This is a genomic window from Polaromonas sp. P1_F4 (genome assembly GCF_056405675.1).
On the sequence record NZ_JBFUBP010000002.1, the window covers coordinates 478,540 to 497,838 of the forward strand.

Sequence of the window (19,299 nt, forward strand, 5' to 3'; positions counted from 1 at the left end):
ATCAGATTTCGACGAAATTCAATACCCGGTTCCTGAGGCCCTGCGAACGTTGACTTAGCCAAGCCGCATTGACAACTCCACGTCCTCGCCGAACGCCACGGACAGGTAGCCACTGCCGGGCGAACGCATTCGGGTTAGGTAGTCCGGGCTCTGGTCGGCGTTGTCGGCCACGATCAGCGCACCTGGCAAAAGGCGGCTCTCCACCAGATCCAGAATGTCGCCGTAAAGCGCCTTGGCTCCGTCGAGCAGCAGCAGATCAATGTTTTCGGGCAGATCGGTCGCGAGGGTATTCAGTGCATCGCCCTCGCGGATTTCCACCAGGTCGGCCAAGCCGCCCTCGGCAAGATGTTCCCGCGCCCGCGCCACTTTGGAGGGCTCGAATTCAGTGCTGATCAGATTGCCGCCGCCGTTGTCACGCAGTGCCGCAGCCAGGTGCAGAGTTGAAATGCCGAATGAGGTGCCGAATTCGACGATGTTTGCAGCATTGGCATTGCGCGCCAGCATATAAAGCAGTGCGCCGGTTTCGCGCGAGACCGGAAGCCATAAATCTTTTAGAAGACCATACAAACTCAAGTATTCCGTCTTGCTTTGCATCAGGCGTTCTCGCTCTTCACGCGAAACGCCTGCCATTGTCGGGCTGGTGGCGGCATTGGCCTGCGCGAATAACGTGTCCAACAACGGGGCGAGCGGAGGGGAGATAAGTGTTGCAATCATTGAAGTGTCCAATCTGGGTAAGCGTTACTTAACGCGCGATAAAATGCGATCAATTCGTCGCATCCATAGAATACGATTAATTCCTCGCATTCGCTATTCGCATTATTTTGGACACGCCACGCCGCCATGACTGACCGCCAGATTCCTCAGATTTCCTCGAGAAAACAGCCCAAGCAGGCCCGCTCGACTGAACTCGTCGCTGCAATTCTGGAGGCGGCCACTCAGGTTCTGGCCAAGGAAGGAGCACATCGATTCACGACAGCGCGCGTCGCGGAAAAAGCCGGAGTTAGTGTCGGCTCGGTGTACCAGTACTTCCCAAATAAGGCGGCGATCCTATTCCGGCTGCAAAGCGACGAGTGGCAGCAGACGACAGATATGCTGCGCAGCATCCTGAAGGATGTTCAGAAGGCGCCGCTTGAAAGGCTGCGGGCACTGGTTCACGCCTTCATTCGATCGGAGTGTGACGAGGCTGGAATGCGGGTGGCGCTCAATGACGCTGCACCGCTCTACCGCGAGGCACCTGAAGCACACGCGGCGAAGGCGTCGGGAGACCGAATTATTCAAGCCTTCATGCGGGAAGCGCTGCCCAAGGCGCCGCAGGTAACTCGTGTACTGGCCGGCGACCTGATTACCGCCACTCTCAGCGCTGCCGGAAAGGATTTTTCGGAAAGCAGTCGCACAAACGCAGAGATCAAAGTCTACGCGGACGCAATGGCCGATATGTTCTGCGCCTACCTCAAGCATTTGCGTGCCGCTGGGTCGAAACTGTTGAATTGCACTGAAGTCTGACCCGAGTTTTCCATCGAATTTTGACCCACACCCTTTGTGAGCAGAAGGTGCTCACGATGTGGATAAGTTCTTGGTTTTCTCCTTTTTTGGCTGAGTCTTTGCAGAGCTGTTTTTGAACCGATAGCTTGTGTGGATCTGCCTCAAGTGAGCCGCTGTTTCCGCGATTTTGTTGCCTCGATATCCAGCCAGGTGGCCAGCTTCTCGGCGTAGGGATAGCGCTTGCTTGAGCTGACCCGCCTTGGGTACTTGGGCTCGCTCTCTTCCGATCGCAGGTGCTTTTTAATTGTGTTGCGAGCCAGGCCTGTACGCCTTGAGATCTCGCGGATGGACATCTGACCCCTCAATGCCCAACGCCTGATGACATTCAATGTCGCCACGTCTATCACTCCTAATTTCCCTCTGCTTTTAAAACAAGCAGAGTAGTGCCTACGTGGGTCAGTTTTGGATGGAAATTACTGCGCTAAGTGGGTCAGATTTCGACGGAATTCAACATCGTCATTTAAGTCACGCTAGTGTGGAGACATGTGATGGAATTGCATCAAACGGCTTCGAACGCTCACTTTGTCTGTCCTGTCCTACGCCAACGGGCTTGAACATAGAGTGATGTTCGGCGTGGATAAGGGTATGGTGTACTCATGGTGAAGCTTCTGCGCATCTACAACGGTTCGATTCCCGGCAGTGCCATGGCCCTGGCGGCTGTGGCCGCACTCGGTCGATCACACAACCCTGGTGCTGAAGCCAAGCTAACGGAAATCTTCGATTCCGCGATTCAGGGATCGGCTACCTGCGTCGCTGCAACGAATGCACTGGGCGTTTTGCGCAGAAGTGCTCTGAGACGTTAGCCTTTGACGTTACACCTGCTCAATGCCGTTGGCGCCCGGACAGTGCGCCCAGTTAAGAGGGCAGATCGCTAACGTTCGGATCGAGGGGTATCACGCGCTTTCCCCTCCTATTTTTATTCGAATCAAACCTTGGGAGCCCGAACTATCTTCATTGGATAGCTCGCAAGCACGACGGCCGTGGACACGGCGCCAAGGGCCGCGAGTGCGTCAATCGTTTGTTCCAGTTCCTGCATTTCCGAGGCCACCACCCGCACGACGAAACAGTCTTCCCCCGTAATGCGGTGCGCATCAATCACCTCCGGCATGGCCGCAAAAGCCTTCAAGCAGACCGGTATTTGAGCGTGCGTGGTACGTATGCGGATTACGGCGGAGGTCGGATATCCCGACAGGCGCAGGTTGATCCTCGCGGAATATCCTTCAATCACTCCAGCCTCCTCAAGACGCCGAATGCGAGCAGTGACGGCCGGCTGCGACAGTCCGACCTGCATGCCGAGTTCGGTGTTCGTGATGCGCGCATTGAGCTGCAACGCCTCAAGGATCTTCCAGTCCAGCTTGTCGAGATCTGCCTGCTTTGGTTTCATTGGCATGAGGGTAAAAATTCAAATGGTTTGAACAATTGAGGTATTCATTTCCTTGGATTATCTATGGCGACATATCTCATTCATTTTTAAACTGAGTGCTTTTATAGAGGTGCTTGAAAAATGACGTCTCCTGTTCTGATCGTTCCCGGGATTGGGAATTCCGGCCCCTCACACTGGCAGAGTCTCTGGCAGGAAAAGGGACCTGAGTGGCATCGACTACAAGTCAAAGACTGGGATCACGTTGTTTGCGATGACTGGGTTGCGGCCATCAGCCGGCAGGTTGCGTCCCTTGGGCCCGACACCCTCGTCGTGGCCCATAGTCTGGGCTGCCTGGCAGTCATTCACTGGGCTGCACGAGAAGGAAAAAAGATCAGGGGTGCGCTACTGGTAGCCGTGCCTGATCCCACCTCACAAGTTTTCCCTGTATCAGCGGTCGGCTTCTCACCCGTGCCATTGAAGAAGTTGCCTTTCCCCAGTACGGTTGTTGCAAGCACGAATGATCCTTATGGAAGAACGTCGTACGCAAACGCCTGTTCGAAGGCCTGGGGAAGCAACTATTTCGAAGTTGAATCGGGCGGGCACTTGAATTCCGAAAGCGGTCTTGGCGACTGGCCTGTCGGAAGCAAGTTGCTTGAGCGGTTCGCTGTTGAATTGCGCTGAAGTCTGACCGTCCGCTCGATGGAAGGGTTGGGCGTTGTTCTTACAGCGGCGCCGACTTCTCAAGTTCCAGGTTGCCCTCGATGAACTTGAGCTTGAAGACAAGCTGGGAAATGCGCCATCTGTCCGGGAACGTGTTAAGTTTCGCATCGGTGTGACCCACCCTTTTCGCAGTCGCTTGACCCCGTCAAACCCGAAATTTGGATCGACCAGTCCTGCGAAAAAGGCATCACCGGTGGCTCAGCGCTCGATGAAAAAATGGATCAAACAAAGACGAAAATCCACAAAGTACGTCGAACGCATCACATTGATGCGCCTTTGCAGTCGGCCGACGATCTGCAGCGATCAGTCATTGCTTGTGGAAACATGGTGAGCAGCGGGGAAGTTTCTTAGGAAGGAGATTGCGTAGTCTACTTTTGAAGATTGCCGCTGGAATTGATGATGGACAGATCTACACCGCCCCAGCCGGTCCGCTGGTTGGCCGTGTAGTTGACAAAGACACCTCCAAGGTTGTATTCGCCCAGATTGGACAAGGCTTGCAGCACGCCGGCGCGGGTCGGCGTCTTGCCCGCACGCCGGACAGCTTCCGCGGCGATCTTGGCGCCCATGTAGCCTTCGAGGCTTGAGAACGACAAGGCCTCGCTCGGTGCGTACTTCTTCATGTCGGCTTGGTATTCGGTGATGACCGGTTTGGAAGGAACGAAGGGGAAAGGCACCGCCTGACTCAACACGATGCCGCGAGCCTTGTCCTTGCCGGTGGCATTGACCAAGCCGTCGTGCAGCAGCACCGACAGACCGTAGATCTGCACCGACCCGCCAGGGACCTCGCGGACAGCCTTGACGAATTCAAACGCGGGCTTTCCCGCAGCCAGCAAAATAATACCCTTGGGCCGGGTCTCGGAGATAGCCGCGACGGCCGCGCGAACGCTCGCGTCGAGCTTGTCGGGCGAGGCATCAAGCACCTGCTGCGTCACGATCTTGACGCCCTGTGGGCCGCTGAGCTGGGTCGTCAACTGCGCCAGGGGTGGGCCGAAGGCGACGTTCATGTTGACGATGGCCAGCGAGTCCTTGCCCCAGGCTTTGGCTTCCTTGAGCAGGCTGCCGACTTCATCGGCGTAGCCGCTGCGCAGGGGAAACACATTGCTGGCGGAAATCACATTTTTATCGCCCTGCAGCGGCGCGATCAGCGCGATGCCGTTCTTGCCCAGCAAGTCCTGCTTGGCGATTTCGGCGAGTCCGCCGCTGTTGAGAAAGCCCAACAGCCCTACCACCGCCGGATCACCGATGAGTTGCTGGGTCAGCTCAATCATCTTTGGGGCCTGCAGGCTGTCATCAAGCGTGACCAACTTGAGCTTGTTGCCCTGCAGGGTGTTGCCCGCATTGACTTTGTCGAAGTAGACCTGGATGCCCGCCGCCATGCCTTTGGCGTTCGCGACCGAGGTCGGATTGGTCTGCGAAGCGACCTGGCCGAAGACCAGGTCGATGGCGTGGCTGGACATCGGCAATGCCACGATCACCAGTGCAGCCAAAGTGGTCTTGAGGTGCGTGAAATTGAGAGCCATGCTGTCTCCTTTATTACTTCATCCAGTACATCACCAAAACAAAGTAATTCAAATGGGTTAAACCCCGAGGTACCGCATTTACGCAGCCCGAAGTCGCATTAAGAAGCCGTAAGGATGAGCTGCTGGCCTGTGCCTGCACCACAGGCCCGGTGCAAGTGCCAGCAACCATCGTGACCATATACAGGAGGGACCGGCCAGATTCCCTTCGGGAGCCTCAGGGCCATCCCCGAGAGCTCAAGACGTACACGCCTGGCTCGCACACAGTGAAGAAGTACCTGCGTTCAGATGAGACTGAGCCTGGCTAACGAATCAAATTGACTGTCTACTAGAAGCGATGCCGAATGCCAATCACTACGGAGTTGCCAGCGGCCAGGCTGGTGAACCTGTCGTTCATGTACAGCGCATAGAGATCGGTCCGTTTGGAAAGGTTGTAGTCATAACCCACAGTTGTGGTGGTGCGTTTGGTGCTGGCGCCCGCGTCGGGCGACTGGCGGCTTTGGGCGGTCTGCAGCAGTACGGCCCCTGCGCCTACGGGAATGCTGGCGCCGACATGGAAGGTCCTGATCCGGTCATCCGTGACCGTGGTGTAGTCACGTTTGTGGTTGAAGTAGCCCGCACTCACGCGGCCAAAACCGAAGGCATAAGCACCGGCCAGCTGCACACTGGTCTGGCTTTGGACGGCGGCGGCTGCCGGGCCTGAAGCGGGCACAGAACCGGCAGCGAACTTGTCCACCACGAGCGCCAGGTTCAAAGGGCCATTGGCATAAAAAGCACCGAGCTCTTTGCGATCGCCGACGCCGTCCACCTCGCCTGGCGCATACAGCGCCGAAATGGTAAAGCCGCCGACGATAGGTGAGACATAACCCACGGCGTTGTTCCAAGTACTGTCAGTGGTGCCGAGCGCGCCGGTCAGCGCGCGGCTGACGGGCGGTGCGCCGGGGCTGTGAAACTGTGTACCCTGGCCCACCGCGCTGCGGAAGGTGTGCAGGAATATGGGGCTGAATGCTGCGGAGTCGCCCAGCGAATTGGTGCGCAGCATGGTCAAAAAGCTGCTGGACGTCTGGCGCCCCAGCCGCAGAGTGCCCAGCTCGCTGCTCAGGCCGACAAACGCCAGACGCGCAAACAGCGGGTCAGTATCAGAGCGGCCGTTGGCACCCGTGTCGGCGCGCAAGAACATGCCCAGGCCGAACTCGGCCTTCAGGCCGCTTCCCAGGTCTTCCACACCGCTGAAGGTCACTTGCGAAGCCGACAGCCCGCCGCTTTCAACGCGAGTCTGGCGCGGGGCACCGCTCAATTGTGTGCTGCCAGCGTAGCTATCGACAATGCCGCTGATGGTGACGCTGGACTGCGCCAGCGCCTGGCCGGCGAACAGGGCCTGGGAGACGGCAAGCACCGCTGCGGTGGCAAGAAGGCTGGTTTTTTTGTTGACTTTTTTCATGGTTTTTCTCGGTAAGTGACGAAAGGACTAGTAGCCCAGCAGCGCGTCCCACGCCGCCATCTGCGCCAGTTTCGGAATGGGGCCCAGCGTGATGGCTGAGGAGCCGCCCTCGCCGATGCGCGCCGACGTGGGCGTACCCGGCTGGTACAGCGGCCAGGCCTGGCCCGAGGCAAACCGGGCATTTCCGTCCTTCGCGAAGGACGTCAATGCGCTGGCCATCTCGTTGAAAAGCTTGCCCTGCGCTTCGTTCGTGCCCACCTTGCCCTGGTAGTAGTCCAGCGCGTAGGTGCCGAACACCATGGGCAACTCGGCGCAATGCGGCACGCCGCGCCCGGGCGCCGGCACCGGGTGCATGAATGTGCCGTAGCGCACCTTGGCCCCTGCCCTGGCAATGGTGGCGGCATAGCGCGTGCCGAAGTTGCGCAAAACCCCGTCTCCGAAAATCTCCACCCACAAAGCGCCAGGCGCAGTGGAGCGGCCTTCGGCCTGAGCGCTACGCGCATAGAGGTCGATGATTGCGGATGCGGCGGACGGCGAGCCACCTACCTGGGAAAGCACCGCACCGCTCAAGGCCGCGGCGGTCGATGGCAAGGGCGGCGTCAGCATGGTCTTGGAGACGGGGTCGTACAGGTCAACAAAGAACGCGCCCTCATCCAGGGTGTAAGTGATGAGTACGGGGACGTCGGCAGGCCAGGCTCCGCGCGTCCAGTCGCCGAGATAGACCTTGCCGTCGACGAGTGGCGTCAGCTTGATGCCCTTGCCTGTCGTGATGCTCGCCGGTAGCGGCAGGGCGTTGAGCGCGATCTCAGCGGCGTGCAGCGTTTGTGCGGGCACATCGCGCAAGCCGCGTACCGTCGTGCCCAGGCGAGCCGCCAACAGCTCTGTATATGCCGCCGCGTCGGGGGAACTCATGGAGGCTGGGGCCGTCACAGCAGGTGCGCTCAGCAACACGACCTTGTGAAACAGCCCGCGGTAGGCCGGGTTCTGCGCCAGGATGGCAGCGTCCATGGCGCCGGCCGACTGGCCCATCAGGCAGATATTGTCCGGATCGCCGCCGAACGCGGCAATGTTCCGCTTGACCCATTGCAGGGCAGCGACGATGTCCTGCAACTGCCAGTTGGCGGAGGTGCCGTTGCCGGGGTCCGTGAGGTCTGGGTGGGAAAGCAGGCCCAGCGCGCCCAGTCGGTGATTCACCGTCACCATCACCTGGCCGCGCGCGGCCAGGTGCCGACCGTTCATGAGAGGCATGGACGTGGCGCCCGTGCGGAATGCGCCGCCATGCAACCAGACGATCACGGGCAACTTCTGCGTGTTCCGGGGCGCCCATACATTGAGCGTGAGGCAATCCTCGCTCTGGTCGGGCGGGGGCGGATAAATCCATGACACGGAGCGGCCTACGGTCTGGATGCTCGCCGCACCAAAACTATTCGCAGCGACCACATCGCTGCGGGGCACGAACGGTTGCGGCGCACGAAAGCGCAAGGCGCCCACCGGCGGCTGCGCATAGGGAATGCCCAGGTAAGAGGTGATGCCTTCGGTCGTTTGTCCGCGGAACACCCCCGACGATGTGGAGACAACCATCGGAGCCTTGTCGCCACCGGCGGCGCAGCCAGCCAATGAAGCAGCCGCCACCGAGGCCGCCGAAAGAAGAAAGCCGCGCCGACTGGCGGCCTTGCTTTTGAATAAAAAACTTCTGTCGCTGGTCATGCATGGGCTCCTGTTGCGCAGCTCGACGTGGCTGCGGCAGGGCGAATTCTAGGAACGCGAAGTGCGGCGCGTAAGGGAGTCCGGCGCAACGCAGTGTTCCAAGAACGGGATGCTCGCGTTAGCGGCCAGAGCTTTCGAACGGGGCGAACGCCGCGCCCAGGTCATCGAGGAACAAGCGGCCAGCCAGGCCAGCGTCCGGCGCGACGAACAAGTGTGTAGATCGATAGGGGCGATGGTGTCCAGCCGAGTGCAATCAAGCAAAGGCGGCGGTCTTGATATCGGCGGCGCCATCACGGACGGCAGCAGCGCCACGTCGCAGCCGGTCAGCGCCGCCTGCGTATCAGCAGCAGGATGTCACCAGCTGATCGCCTGCTTGCAGGCGCTTGCGCGCACCGAGGCCGAATCGCGCAGCGGCTCAGTGCTGGATTGGATCAGGAGGTCTACCGGATCGCTGAAGGCGTCATCCAACCGTCCGTCGACTCCAGGGTCACCGAAACGCTTGCATATTGGCGGGCGAAGGCAATCAAGGCCGACGACCCCATCGTTCAGCAGGGGGAAGATCGAGGACGTTCGCGGCGGAAGTGATCGAGCCCTTCAGGACGCGCCACTCTCAGGTGCGAGCGGCGTTGGGCATTGGATGCAGTCAGTCCTGAGGAGCCAGTTCAACGCTCAAGCCGGTTAACGTTGGCAACAGCACGATCTGGCAACTCAGGCGCGACGTGCCCTCTCGATAGTGTTCCGACTCTGACAGCAGATCGACTTCATCCTCGTCGGGTGGGCTGACTTTCGCAGAACTCTCCCCTACGTAGACGTGGCAGGTCGCACACGATTTCGTTCCGCCACAGATGGCGGCTACGGGAAGCCCCCGCGCTTTAAGAGCCTCCATGAGCGTCAAGCCCTGGTCGCTGGTCACGGTAAGTTGGCTGATACGGCCTTTCCGATCAGTGACTTCGATTTGTATATCGGACATAGGTGCTTCTTTAAACATGGAACGGAATTTACTGGGTCGGTGCTTCTTCTGTTAGCCGACCCAATCGAATGTCGCGCAGAGTGACAAGCGGGTTGCCCAACAATTCAACCGGGAACACACGCCTTTCAGCGATCATCTTCTTGGCTACGACGAAGTCACCCGGGGCGTTGACGCATTGAATCGCCGTCATGCGATCAGCGTTCTGGTAGATGACGCTGAAGCGACCACTTTCCGGGTCACCCCGCACCAGTTCGGTGTCCCCCGGCAAGGGCAACCCCGCCATCTGTAGCTTGATATCGAACTGATCCGACCAGAACCATGGCACTTCGTCGCGTCCTGGGGGCTGGCCCAGCATCGCCGCCGCGGCCCGCTTGGCTTGCAAGGTGGCGTGCTGTACCGACTCCAGTCGCAAAGGCGTGTCAAATCCCTCGCAGCAGGTTACCGTGCAATCGCCGGCTGCAAACACATGGGGGTCGCTGGTGCGTCCCTCGCGATCCACCACGATCCCGCGATCGACCTGCACGCCATCGTTGCGTGCCAGCCCGTCACTGGCCAGGTTGCCAACGCTCACAAGCACCATGTCGGCGGGAAGCCGCAGGCCATCCGCCAGGACAACGGCGCTGACGCGTCCATCGCCCTCGATACGCGTCACGCCCGACCGCGTCAGCACACGCACGCCCCGTTTTTCATGCTCGGTTTGCAGGTGCCGGGCGATCACCCCGGAGAGTGAGCGTGAGAGCACCATGGCCTGGGCTTCCAGGACGGTGACTTCACAACCGGCCTGGCGCGCCGTCGCCGCGAACTCCATGCCGACATAACCGCCGCCGATGATGACGATCGATCGTCCCGCCACCAAATGAGCCCGCAAGCGATCGGCATCGTCGAGCGTCTTGAGTTCGCAAACCCCGTCAAGCTCTGAACCGGGGATGGTCAACCGGCGTGCCTCGCCCCCCGTCGCCAGCAACAGCTTGTCATAGGCAAGCACTGCGCCTTTGTCCAGATGCACGCAGCGTTGGGCGCGATCGATGGCAGTGACCTCGGTACCCAGGCACAGCTCAATGTTTTGCTCGGCGTACAGCTGAGCAGGGCGAAGCCAGAGCCTGTCGCGCGCCAGATCGCCCTTCAGGTAAGACTTTGACAGCGGCGGACGCTCGTACGGTGGCCAGGTTTCCTTGCCGATCACCACGATGCGCCCCGCATGCCCGTGCTCGCGTAGCGCGAACGCGGCTTCGGCGCCGGCCAGGCCGGCGCCCACGATGACGATGCTGGAGTCGGATGTCATAGCCTTCGAACCTCTGTCCTCACAGCGGCACAGCCAGCATGTTGTCGATGCTGAACGAGTCAACGATCACCAGCCGCTTGCGCAGCTTAAGCTCCCCGTTGATCTCCGCCAGCACGTCTTCGTAGCGTCCGACCATATAGATGGACGAGTTGCCCTCCAGATCGCTCTGCATGACCAGCAGGTTGGCGCTGGCGAGGATGGTGCCGTCGGCAGCCTTGTCGGTTCGCACGTTGGTGATGTAGTGGCGCATATACATCTGCCGGTAGGTCAGCGAGTCCTGAATGAGCATTTCCACACGGTCTTTGACCATACCGTGCGTGTAGCAACCCAGCAGCGGAGCGGGCAGGCCCGCATCGTGATTCTCACGCGAGACCACGCGGTAGTCGCAGTTGTCTGGGGTGAAATACCCGGGCCACTCGGCGAACCGACGCTGATTCAAGGCGTCTGCGTAGTTGAAGTTGAAGCGCTTTACGCGTTCTTGCAGAGAGACAGACATTAAGCGGACTCCGTTTCGAGGTTCGATTTGCCGGCTGGGGGAAAGCCCATCAAGCGGTGATAGTGCTTCCAGAAGCCGCGGATCGAGATCTCTTGCGACAGGTAGTCCGTGTCTTGAATCTCACCGACGCCCCCCATTTCGAGCACAGAGTGGTCGCCAAGGCGTGCCTTCGCACCTTCTTGCACCAGACGCAGTGCTTCGCCGTCTTCCATAGAGATGTAGCCCGCTGGACCGATGAGGTTGACCGAAAGCAGGCGGTTGTGCAATTGCTCCGGTGTGTCGCCTTCGAAGCCCAGGTAGGTGATGTGCAATTCGACCGCGTTTGGCCCCTTGGGGCGAAGGTGACGAATGGCGTAGGTGTTGTCGACCTGGGCCACAATCAGCGTCGGGAACATGGACAGGATCGTCGTCTTGTAGTTGTCTCCGAGGTCGAGCGGAACCTGCAGCAACGACGGGTCATGCATTTTCAAGTCGGGCATGAGCTTTCCTGTGTCAGCGTAGGCACCTTCCAGTTTGCCGAGATCCGCGTTGTCGTCGGCACTCATGATCGAATGATTCCAGGTGTTCTTGCCGTCCTTGTCGAGCTTGATGCCACCCTGCATCGCCGGTGTCTGGATGCCAAACGAAACCTGGAAAAGATGCAGTAGCGAAGCGTGGTAAGGGTCGCGGACGTTCTCGTTGTAAAGCTTCCAGTTGCCTGCGATTTTCTGGCGTAGGTAACCGATGACCTTCGGCTTACGCTGAACGAGAAGACGGTCAATCTGCGCCAGGCTATGCGGGCCGATGAAGTCGTCGAGCGCCTCGGTGGCGTCGCTATAAGTGCCGAAGATCAACCCGCCACGAGTTGCCACGCGAAGCGTGCGCAGCCCATGATCCTTCTTTTCAAAGCAGGGCGGCATACCGCCTTTGCCGTTGTGGCCCTTCTCCAGCGGGACGCCGGTGAGGTCGCCCGCGAGGTTGTATGTCCACAGATGGTACGGGCAGGTGTGTCGCTTGGCATTGCCGCGCACCTTGTCGACGATGCGCGAACCGCGATGCGCGCAGCTGTTCTCGAACGCATGGACTGATCCGTCCTTGGCGCGTGTCACCACGACCTGGGTGTCGCCGATCCAGGTAGTCTGAAAGTCTCCCCACTCCGGGATTTCGCATTCCATTCCCAAGTAGTTCCAGAGCGCGCCGCGGAACAGGCGTTCCATTTCCAGGCGATAGATATCAGGGTCGGTGAAGACGTCATAGGGCACGCGCGAGAAGTCCGCGGACGGCCATTCCAGAGGCTTTCCGGGCCTCGGTGGCGTTGATGCTGAAGTGCTATTGCTCATACGATACTTTCCTTTGAATTCAAGTGGTTTTCAGACACCGAGATACCGGTGCCAGAGGTCGCGATCTTTGGCCAATGCGCTTGAATCCCCTTCCCAGGCCACGCGACCTCGTTCGAGAATGGTGTGGCGATCGACCAATTGGATGAGTCGCTCGACGTACTTGTCGATGACCAGGATGCTGAGCCCGGTGCTGCGCAACAACGCCAGACAACGCCAGATCTCGGCACGCACCAGAGGTGCAAGTCCCTCGGTGGCCTCGTCGAGGATCAACAGCCGCGGGTTGGTCATCAGGGCTCTTCCGATGGCAAGCATCTGCTGCTCACCGCCCGAGAGCTGATTCCCCATATTGCTGGCCCGCTCGCTCAAACGCGGAAACAACTCAAGAACGCAGGGGAGCGTCCAGCGACCGTCGCCCGATCGATTGGCGGCAAAGGCCGTCAGGTTCTCGTGCACGCTCAGGTTCGGGAAAATCTGTCGGCCCTCAGGAACGACCGCGATGCCCAGCTGCGCGATCTCGCTCGTTGACAAGCCGTTGATGCGCTTACCGAGGAAGTAGATCTCGCCGCGGTGCGGTGGGGTCAGGCCGAGAATCGAGCGCACGAGTGTGGTCCTACCCATCCCGTTTCTCCCGAGCAAGGCGTGCGCACTGCCCGCCTGGATCTGGAGACTGACCCCGGACAGCACTTGGCTTTGCCCATAGGCCGTGTCGATGTTGACAATGTCAAGCAGAGCGGTCATGCGGTGTCCTCCTCACCCAGATAGGCCCGGACGACTTCTGGATTGCTACGAATCTCCTGGGGGGTTCCCGTCGCGATGATGCTTCCGTAAACGAGCACGGAGATGCGGTCCGCCAGGCGAAACACAGCGTCCATGTCATGCTCGACGAGCAGCACGGTCATCTGCCCGCGCAGGCCTTCGATCATCTCGACCATCCGGCTTGATTCCTGTGGACCCATGCCGGCCATCGGCTCGTCCAGCAGCAACATGCGCGGCGAGGTTGCCAACGCAATGCCGACCTCCAACAGTCGTTGATCACCGTATGACAGGCTGGTCGCCGGACGCAGTGCATGCTCGGTCAACGCAAGCCGATCAAGAACAGCCGCTGCTTCGTCGCGCAAGGCGGTGTCGCGACGAATCGGACGCCAGAATGAAAAGCTATGGCCGCGTCGGGCCTGCACGGCGAGCGCAACGTTGTCTATCACACTGAGGCAACGGAATACATTCGTGATCTGGTAAGAACGGGCAATGCCGAGCCGCACGCGCTCGTCGACCGGCAGGGTCGTTATGTCTTGTGTATCCAGGGTGATCGTGCCGGCGTCGGGCTTTAGCGTGCCGGCGATCTGGTGGATCAGCGTTGTCTTGCCGGCGCCGTTCGGACCGATCAGGGCGTGCACTTCGCGGGGCCGAACCTGCAAGTGGAGGTCGTCGGTCACGCGCAGACCACCGAACTGCTTGCACATGCCACGGATTTCCAGCGATGATTCAGACATTCTGCAACTCCTTGGGCGCGTCGCCGGGGAGACGCCAGCCGGCCACGCGTGCCAGCACAAGCGCGAGCAACAGGAGCCCCATCGGCAACTGCCAACGCTCGGTGTAGTGGGACAGGACCTCCTCAAGACCCAGGAAAACGGCTGCGCCGACAACGCCGGCCCACGGACGCCCGAGGCCGCCGACGATTACCATCACCATCAACATGCCAGATTGAGACCAGTGCATCACTGACGGACTGACGAAGCGGTTGAGTTCAACGTTGAGCACGCCTGCCAGGCCGCACAGCATGGCGGCGATTACGAAGGCCACCAGCTTGTAGCGGTAGACCGGAAACCCAATCGTGCTCATGCGAGCCTCGTTCTCACGCACGCCTACCAAAACGCGGCCGAAGCGCGACTGAATCAACCGGTGCACGAACAGTAACGCGAGTGCCAGCAATGCCAGGACCAGGTAGTAGAAGCCTGCGTCACCCCGCGTCGGCCACCAGGCTTCCCATCCGAAAGTCGAGCGCCGGCTCATCGAGAGCCCGTCGTCGCCGCCGTAGCCACGCAGTGAGACGAAGACGTAATAGACCATCTGCGCCAGGGCCAGAGTGATCATCAGGAAGTGAACGCCTTGGGTGCGCAGACTGACCGCGCCGATGACCGTTGCGAACAGCGCGACGGCGCCAAGCGCTATTGGCCATGCCACCCACGCATTTCCAATGCCGTGCTGGGCGGCGATGGCTACTGCGTAGCCGCCGATTCCAAGAAAAGCGGCGTGGCCGAAGCTGACCATGCCGCCGTAGCCGAGGATCAGGTTCAGGCTGGTCGCGGCCAGGGCGTAAATCATGACGCGCGTCAACAGGCCCAGATAGAACTCCTGGCCCACTGAGACGAGCACAATCGGCAATACCAGTAACCCCAGGCCGGCCGCAGCGAATGCAATGATTCCGCGGTTCATGCCGATGCCCTCCCCGGGGCGGCGCTTGCAAGCATTGGTGGACGTCGGCGCAGCCACTTTGGCAACAGGCTGGGTGCGCCGGGAAAGAACAGCCCCATGGGCCGAATCATCAGCACGATGGCCATCAACAGGTACACCGACATCGACGCCAATGCGGGACCGAGATCAGAGGCGATATGGGCCGGCAGGACCTTGCCCAGAAGGCCGGGCAGCCAGGCGCGGCCCATTGAGTCAACCATACCGACGAGCAGCGCCGCGATGAACGCGCCGCGGATCGATCCGACGCCGCCGACGACCACCACTACGAAGGCAAGAATGAGCACTTCATCCCCCATCCCGACCTGGACCGACATCAGCGGCGCAAGTGCGGCGCCCGCCAGTCCCGATAAAGCCGCGCCGAGCGCAAAGATCGCGGTAAACAGCCGCCGCACGTTCACGCCCATCATCTGCACCATCTCGCGATTCGAGGCACCCGCACGCACCCACATGCCGACCCGGGTACGCGAGACCATCCAGTACAACAGCAGGGCCACGACGACACCTGCGGCGATCGTGGCCAGCCGGTAGGCCGAGTAGCGCAGATCGCCGACGACGGGAACTGAACCCGACAACGCTGCAGGTACGTCGTAGGGCAGTGGCTGTACCCCCCACAGAATGCGGACGGACTCGTTGAAGATCAGGATCAGCGAGAAGGTGGCGAGCACCTGGGTCAGGTGATCCTGGCGGTACAGGCGCCGGATCAGCACCATTTCCAGCACCGCACCGAATAGCCCCATGAACAGCATGGCGCCCAGCAAGCCGATGGCGTACGAACCACTGAACGCGGTCAGCGTCGCTGCACTGTAGGCACCCAGCATGTACAGCGATCCGTGCGCGAGGTTGACCAGATTCATGATCCCGAACACCAACGTCAGGCCGGCCGCAAACAGGAACAGCATGAGGCTGTATTGCAACCCATTGAGAAGTTGTTCGATCCACAGCATGGCTTTCACTCACCTTTGCTTGCAGGCAGCAGCGTAGGCGTCGGCGTGATTACTCAGGACGAGTGACTCGGTCTTGTTGTAGAGACGGCCCTTTGTGTCGCGCGAGACTACACGAACGAAGAAATCTTGTACCGGAAAGCGGTTGGCGCCGAGACTGAACTTGCCGCGAACCGACTTAAATTTGCTTTCGTTTAAAGCCTTGCGCAGCGCCTTCGGATCGTCCACATTGCCGCCGATCGAACGAACCGCCGCGTCGACCATCATGATGGCGTCATAGCCTTGCGAGGCGTAAAAACTCGGCAAGCGGCCATAAGCCTTCTCGAAGGCTGCGACGAACTCGCGGCTTTGTGCGGTGTCGGTGTCCGTGGACCAGTGACCGGTGTTGTAGATGCCCAGCATCGCATCGCCACTGGCGGCAAAGGTATCCTGATCGGCCGAGAACTGGCTGGTTAACAGGATTGACTTCTCTGGCATCCCGGCGGCCCGGTACTGCTTGGCGAAGTTGATTCCCATGCCGCCTGGCAGGAAGAAGTACACAGCGTCCGGTTTCTGCTCGCGCAGACGGGCGATCTCCACGGCGAAGTCAAGTTGCCCGAGTTTGGGATAGAGCTCGTCGATCACCTCGCCCTTGAAAAAGCGCCTGAAGCCGGTGGTTGCGTCACGCCCAGCCGGGTAGTTCGGCGCGACAAGCACCACGCGCTTGTAGCCCTTGTCGTTTGCATATTTTCCAGCCGCCTCGTGGACAGCGTCGTTCTGCCAGCTGACGCTGAAGAAGCCGCTGTCGCATTGCTCCCCTGCATATTGCGACGGGCCAGCATTGGAGCTGAGGTAGATGCCGCCGTTCTCCAGGGAGACTGGAGCAGCCGCAAGCAGGATGTTGGAGTAAATGATGCCGGTCAGCACCTGCACCTTGTCCTTCTTGACCAGCCGCTCAGCGATTTGTTTGGCAGCGCCGGGGTTGAACTGGTCGTCTGCCACGATCAGCTGGGTCTGTTGCCCGCCAACCTTGCCCGAGAGCTGCTTGACGGCGAGTTCAATGCCGTCTCGCATGTCGACGCCAGGCACTGCCTGCGCGCCGCTCAGTGTCGTCATCACGCCAATGCGAAGTTCGGCTGCGCCGGCAGCAGCCATGCCCATGCAGGCCAGAATTGAAAAGCTCCAACGGGTAACTCGGTTCATCGTTTTTCTCCTGTAGTGGTGAATGGGTGGCTCGGTAGTTAATCTGCGGCGTGGCTGTTCATGATTCGGGCGGGTCACCGGCCCAGGCGCGCCGCAGCAGCCCGGTGATGGCTTCACGGTCAAGGGGGCGCGGATTCCAGTACGGGTTGGCAAGCGCAAGGTCGGCGATGCGCTCCAGATCGGCAGCTGCCACGCCCAAGTCGCGCAGTGCGGTTGGCGCGCAAAGTTCGTTCGCAAGTTCATGCAGGCCGACACAAGCTTCGGGCCTTCCGATCGCTCGCGAGATGCGCCGCATTGCCTCGGGCGCGGCTGGTGCGTTGTAGGCCAAGGTGTGCGGCAACATCACAGCATGGGTATCTGCGTGCGGCAGATCCAGGCTGCCGCCGAGCACATGGCACAGCTTGTGATGCAGCGCCATGCCTGCCTGCCCAAGCACCGTGCCGCACAGCCAGGCGCCGTACAGGCAATCGCTGCGCGCCGCAAGTTCGCGCGGTGCGTGGGCCAGGTGTGGCAGACCAGCGGCCAGCGCCCGAATACCCTCCTCGGCCATCAGATTCAGCACGGGGTTGCTGTCGCGCGCGTACAGTCCCTCCGCGGCGTGCGCAATGGCGTTCAGGCCACTGGTGACCGACAGGGCCACAGGTAGCCCAAACGTCAGTTCGGTGTCATAAACCACGGTGCGCGGCAGTACGCGCGTATCACGCCCGGTTCGCTTGGCGCCGCCTTCGGTCAGCCCATAGATAGGCGTCATTTCCGAACCGGCGTAGGTGGTCGGAACGGCGACGATCGGTAGCCCCATGTCGAGCGCGATCGCTTTGGCCAGTCCGATGGTCGAGCCACCGCCTATCGCCAGGACACCATCCGCGCCGACTGAAGTTGCGTATTCGCAGGCCTTGCGTGCCACCTCGACAGGTACATGCATGCGCGCACCGTCGAAGAGACCTGCGCAGCGCTTTCCCAACAGCGCCGCGGCCGCTTCGCCCAGAGCACGTTGATCGCTTGTGCACAGCACAAGCGCGCGTTCAATTTTCAGCGCCGCCACTTCATCCGCGATACGGCCAAGGCCGCCTGGAGCGAAAACCACCCGAACGGCCGCTGCGCTGTAGACGAAATCAAGCATGGCCAGAATCCTCGCCAGGAACATAGTCAACCTGGAAACGGGCCACCCGCAAGTCACCGAGTTCGCGCCTCACGCGCAAATGCTCGGGATGCTCTGCATAGGCCGCTAGTGCCTGGACCGAGTCGAACTCGGTGTAGAGAACCACGTCGCACGCGTAATCGACACCACTGACGTCGATACCGACCTCTAACTTAAGAAGACCCGGTATCAGCGAGCGCAACTGCTCAAAAAGTTGTTTGACCTGCTCACCGGCCGCCCGCCGCGCGTCGGACGTATCGCCGCGGACCCTCCACATGACAATGTGCTTGATCATTGGCGTCCGTCTTTCCCGTGCGCCGGGTTCAGCACGAAATCAAAGTCGAGGGTGTAGAACGGGATCTCAAGCACGTCGCCATCGGGCATTGGCCCCGCAGGGTGACGCAGCCAATCCGCCACCAGCGACGAACGCACACCAAACACGGCATCCGAGTCCAGGTACGGGTCCCCGTCGCGGAACACATGGGTCACCAATGTTTCATAGCCTGGGGCGGTGATTCGAAAGTGCAGATGCGCGGGCCGCCATGGGTGGCGGTTCAGCGCTTCCAGTAGCTGTCCCACCGGCCCATCGTGGGGAATCGGGTAAGGCGTTGCAACGATGCTGCGGAAGTGATAAGCGCCGTCTTGCGCTGATCGCAGCGTGGCGCGCGCGCGGTGCTCGTCAAGTGCTTCGTACTGAATGTCGTACAGGCCCTTTGCGTCGGCCTGCCACACCTCGATCACCGCGCCTGCGACCGGCTCGCCGGCAAATCCCCTGATGCAGCCGCGCACAAAACAAGGCTCTCCCTCCGCACCGTTCGCGACGTCGGCGCCGAGCGGTCTTTCCGGGGCGCCCTCGACATGAAACGGGCCGAAGACGGTGGCCTCGGTGCAACCGATGGGCTTGCGATGGTTCTGGGCGGCGACCAGTGTCGACAAGCCCAGCGTGTCGGACAGCAGGATGAACTCTTGCCGCGTCGGGCTGCAGGTATGACCCACGGCCGTGAGGAACTCAATGCCCGCAGCCCATTCGGCCTCGGTGAGGTGGACCTCCCGTGCAAATTCATGCAGATGCTGAACGAGACTGGTGATGACCGTCTGTAGCCGTTCGTCGGTGGTATTCGCGTGGCGCGCAATGACCGCCTGGGTGATCGTGTTCTCGTCGAGGTTTCGCATGGTCCCTGGTTTCCTGATGCCTGGGACGGATGCTAT

General features: G+C 60.5%; 19 protein-coding genes and 1 pseudogene. 2 read left to right on the forward strand and 18 right to left on the reverse strand.

Going from position 1 to position 19,299, the window contains the following annotated elements; all coding sequences use genetic code 11:
* Positions 1-54 precede the first annotated feature (54 nt).
* Positions 55-714, reverse strand: coding sequence for an O-methyltransferase (locus tag AC1DYQ_RS07215; protein WP_477686206.1), 660 nt, complete (start codon positions 712-714; stop codon positions 55-57).
* Between the two features lie 126 nt (positions 715-840).
* On the opposite strand from AC1DYQ_RS07215, the gene AC1DYQ_RS07220 reads away from it, so the two are divergent.
* On the forward strand, positions 841-1,503 hold the full coding sequence (locus AC1DYQ_RS07220) for a TetR/AcrR family transcriptional regulator (protein WP_477686207.1): 663 nt from the start codon (positions 841-843) through the stop codon (positions 1,501-1,503).
* Positions 1,504-1,646: 143 nt separating this feature from the next.
* On the opposite strand, the pseudogene AC1DYQ_RS07225 reads toward AC1DYQ_RS07220, so the two are convergent.
* Together AC1DYQ_RS07225 and AC1DYQ_RS07230 are read right to left on the reverse strand one after the other, a co-directional pair.
* Positions 1,647-1,889 (reverse strand): annotated as a pseudogene (locus tag AC1DYQ_RS07225) (IS21 family transposase); the annotation flags it as partial.
* Positions 1,890-2,467: 578 nt separating this feature from the next.
* A complete protein-coding gene (locus AC1DYQ_RS07230; protein WP_477655386.1) occupies positions 2,468-2,926 on the reverse strand; it encodes an Lrp/AsnC family transcriptional regulator in 459 nt (152 codons plus the stop codon).
* Positions 2,927-3,046: 120 nt separating this feature from the next.
* Between AC1DYQ_RS07230 and AC1DYQ_RS07235 the strand changes: the two genes are divergently transcribed.
* Entirely contained in the window at positions 3,047-3,586 is a 540-nt protein-coding gene (locus tag AC1DYQ_RS07235) for an RBBP9/YdeN family alpha/beta hydrolase (RefSeq protein WP_477686208.1), read from the forward strand.
* 407 nt (positions 3,587-3,993) lie between these two features.
* Here the strand turns inward: AC1DYQ_RS07235 and AC1DYQ_RS07240 are convergent, their stop codons facing one another.
* From AC1DYQ_RS07240 to AC1DYQ_RS07310, 15 genes are all read right to left on the reverse strand, one after another.
* Complete coding sequence (locus AC1DYQ_RS07240) at positions 3,994-5,145, reverse strand: ABC transporter substrate-binding protein (RefSeq protein ID WP_477686209.1); 1,152 nt, start codon at positions 5,143-5,145, stop codon at positions 3,994-3,996.
* A gap of 325 nt (positions 5,146-5,470) precedes the next feature.
* Positions 5,471-6,583 carry a porin gene (locus AC1DYQ_RS07245; protein WP_477686210.1) on the reverse strand — a complete coding sequence of 371 codons (1,113 nt, stop codon included), beginning with the start codon at positions 6,581-6,583 and terminating at the stop codon, positions 5,471-5,473.
* Between the two features lie 27 nt (positions 6,584-6,610).
* Positions 6,611-8,290, reverse strand: a complete 1,680-nt coding sequence (locus AC1DYQ_RS07250; protein WP_477686211.1) for a carboxylesterase/lipase family protein — start codon at positions 8,288-8,290, stop codon at positions 6,611-6,613.
* Positions 8,291-8,933: 643 nt separating this feature from the next.
* Positions 8,934-9,278 carry a 2Fe-2S iron-sulfur cluster-binding protein gene (locus AC1DYQ_RS07255; protein ID WP_477686212.1) on the reverse strand — a complete coding sequence of 115 codons (345 nt, stop codon included), beginning with the start codon at positions 9,276-9,278 and terminating at the stop codon, positions 8,934-8,936.
* Between the two features lie 10 nt (positions 9,279-9,288).
* Positions 9,289-10,542: an NAD(P)/FAD-dependent oxidoreductase gene (locus tag AC1DYQ_RS07260; protein ID WP_477686213.1), complete on the reverse strand. Its 1,254-nt coding sequence runs from the start codon at positions 10,540-10,542 to the stop codon at positions 9,289-9,291.
* A 19-nt stretch (positions 10,543-10,561) separates the two neighbouring features.
* The gene (locus tag AC1DYQ_RS07265) at positions 10,562-11,038 is read right to left on the reverse strand and encodes an aromatic-ring-hydroxylating dioxygenase subunit beta (protein WP_477686214.1); all 477 of its coding nucleotides are present in this window, start codon (positions 11,036-11,038) and stop codon (positions 10,562-10,564) included.
* On the reverse strand, positions 11,038-12,357 hold the full coding sequence (locus tag AC1DYQ_RS07270) for a Rieske 2Fe-2S domain-containing protein (RefSeq protein WP_477686215.1): 1,320 nt from the start codon (positions 12,355-12,357) through the stop codon (positions 11,038-11,040). The genes AC1DYQ_RS07265 and AC1DYQ_RS07270 overlap by 1 nt, the downstream gene beginning before the upstream one ends.
* Positions 12,358-12,387: 30 nt before the next feature.
* A complete protein-coding gene (locus AC1DYQ_RS07275; RefSeq protein WP_477686216.1) occupies positions 12,388-13,095 on the reverse strand; it encodes an ABC transporter ATP-binding protein in 708 nt (235 codons plus the stop codon).
* On the reverse strand, positions 13,092-13,847 hold the full coding sequence (locus AC1DYQ_RS07280; protein ID WP_477686217.1) for an ABC transporter ATP-binding protein: 756 nt from the start codon (positions 13,845-13,847) through the stop codon (positions 13,092-13,094). The genes AC1DYQ_RS07275 and AC1DYQ_RS07280 overlap by 4 nt, the downstream gene beginning before the upstream one ends.
* Positions 13,840-14,790 (reverse strand): branched-chain amino acid ABC transporter permease, encoded by a 951-nt coding sequence (locus AC1DYQ_RS07285; RefSeq protein WP_477686218.1) that lies wholly within the window; start codon positions 14,788-14,790, stop codon positions 13,840-13,842. Before AC1DYQ_RS07285 ends, AC1DYQ_RS07280 begins: the two co-directional genes overlap by 8 nt.
* Complete coding sequence (locus AC1DYQ_RS07290) at positions 14,787-15,773, reverse strand: branched-chain amino acid ABC transporter permease (RefSeq protein WP_477686219.1); 987 nt, start codon at positions 15,771-15,773, stop codon at positions 14,787-14,789. Before AC1DYQ_RS07290 ends, AC1DYQ_RS07285 begins: the two co-directional genes overlap by 4 nt.
* 9 nt (positions 15,774-15,782) lie before the next feature.
* On the reverse strand, positions 15,783-16,952 hold the full coding sequence (locus tag AC1DYQ_RS07295; RefSeq protein ID WP_477686220.1) for an ABC transporter substrate-binding protein: 1,170 nt from the start codon (positions 16,950-16,952) through the stop codon (positions 15,783-15,785).
* Between the two features lie 58 nt (positions 16,953-17,010).
* Positions 17,011-18,072, reverse strand: coding sequence for a maleylacetate reductase (locus AC1DYQ_RS07300; protein WP_477686221.1), 1,062 nt, complete (start codon positions 18,070-18,072; stop codon positions 17,011-17,013).
* Entirely contained in the window at positions 18,065-18,385 is a 321-nt protein-coding gene (locus AC1DYQ_RS07305; protein ID WP_477686222.1) for a Dabb family protein, read from the reverse strand. Before AC1DYQ_RS07305 ends, AC1DYQ_RS07300 begins: the two co-directional genes overlap by 8 nt.
* Positions 18,382-19,263, reverse strand: a complete 882-nt coding sequence (locus AC1DYQ_RS07310) for an intradiol ring-cleavage dioxygenase (RefSeq protein ID WP_477686223.1) — start codon at positions 19,261-19,263, stop codon at positions 18,382-18,384. Before AC1DYQ_RS07310 ends, AC1DYQ_RS07305 begins: the two co-directional genes overlap by 4 nt.
* Positions 19,264-19,299 lie beyond the last annotated feature (36 nt).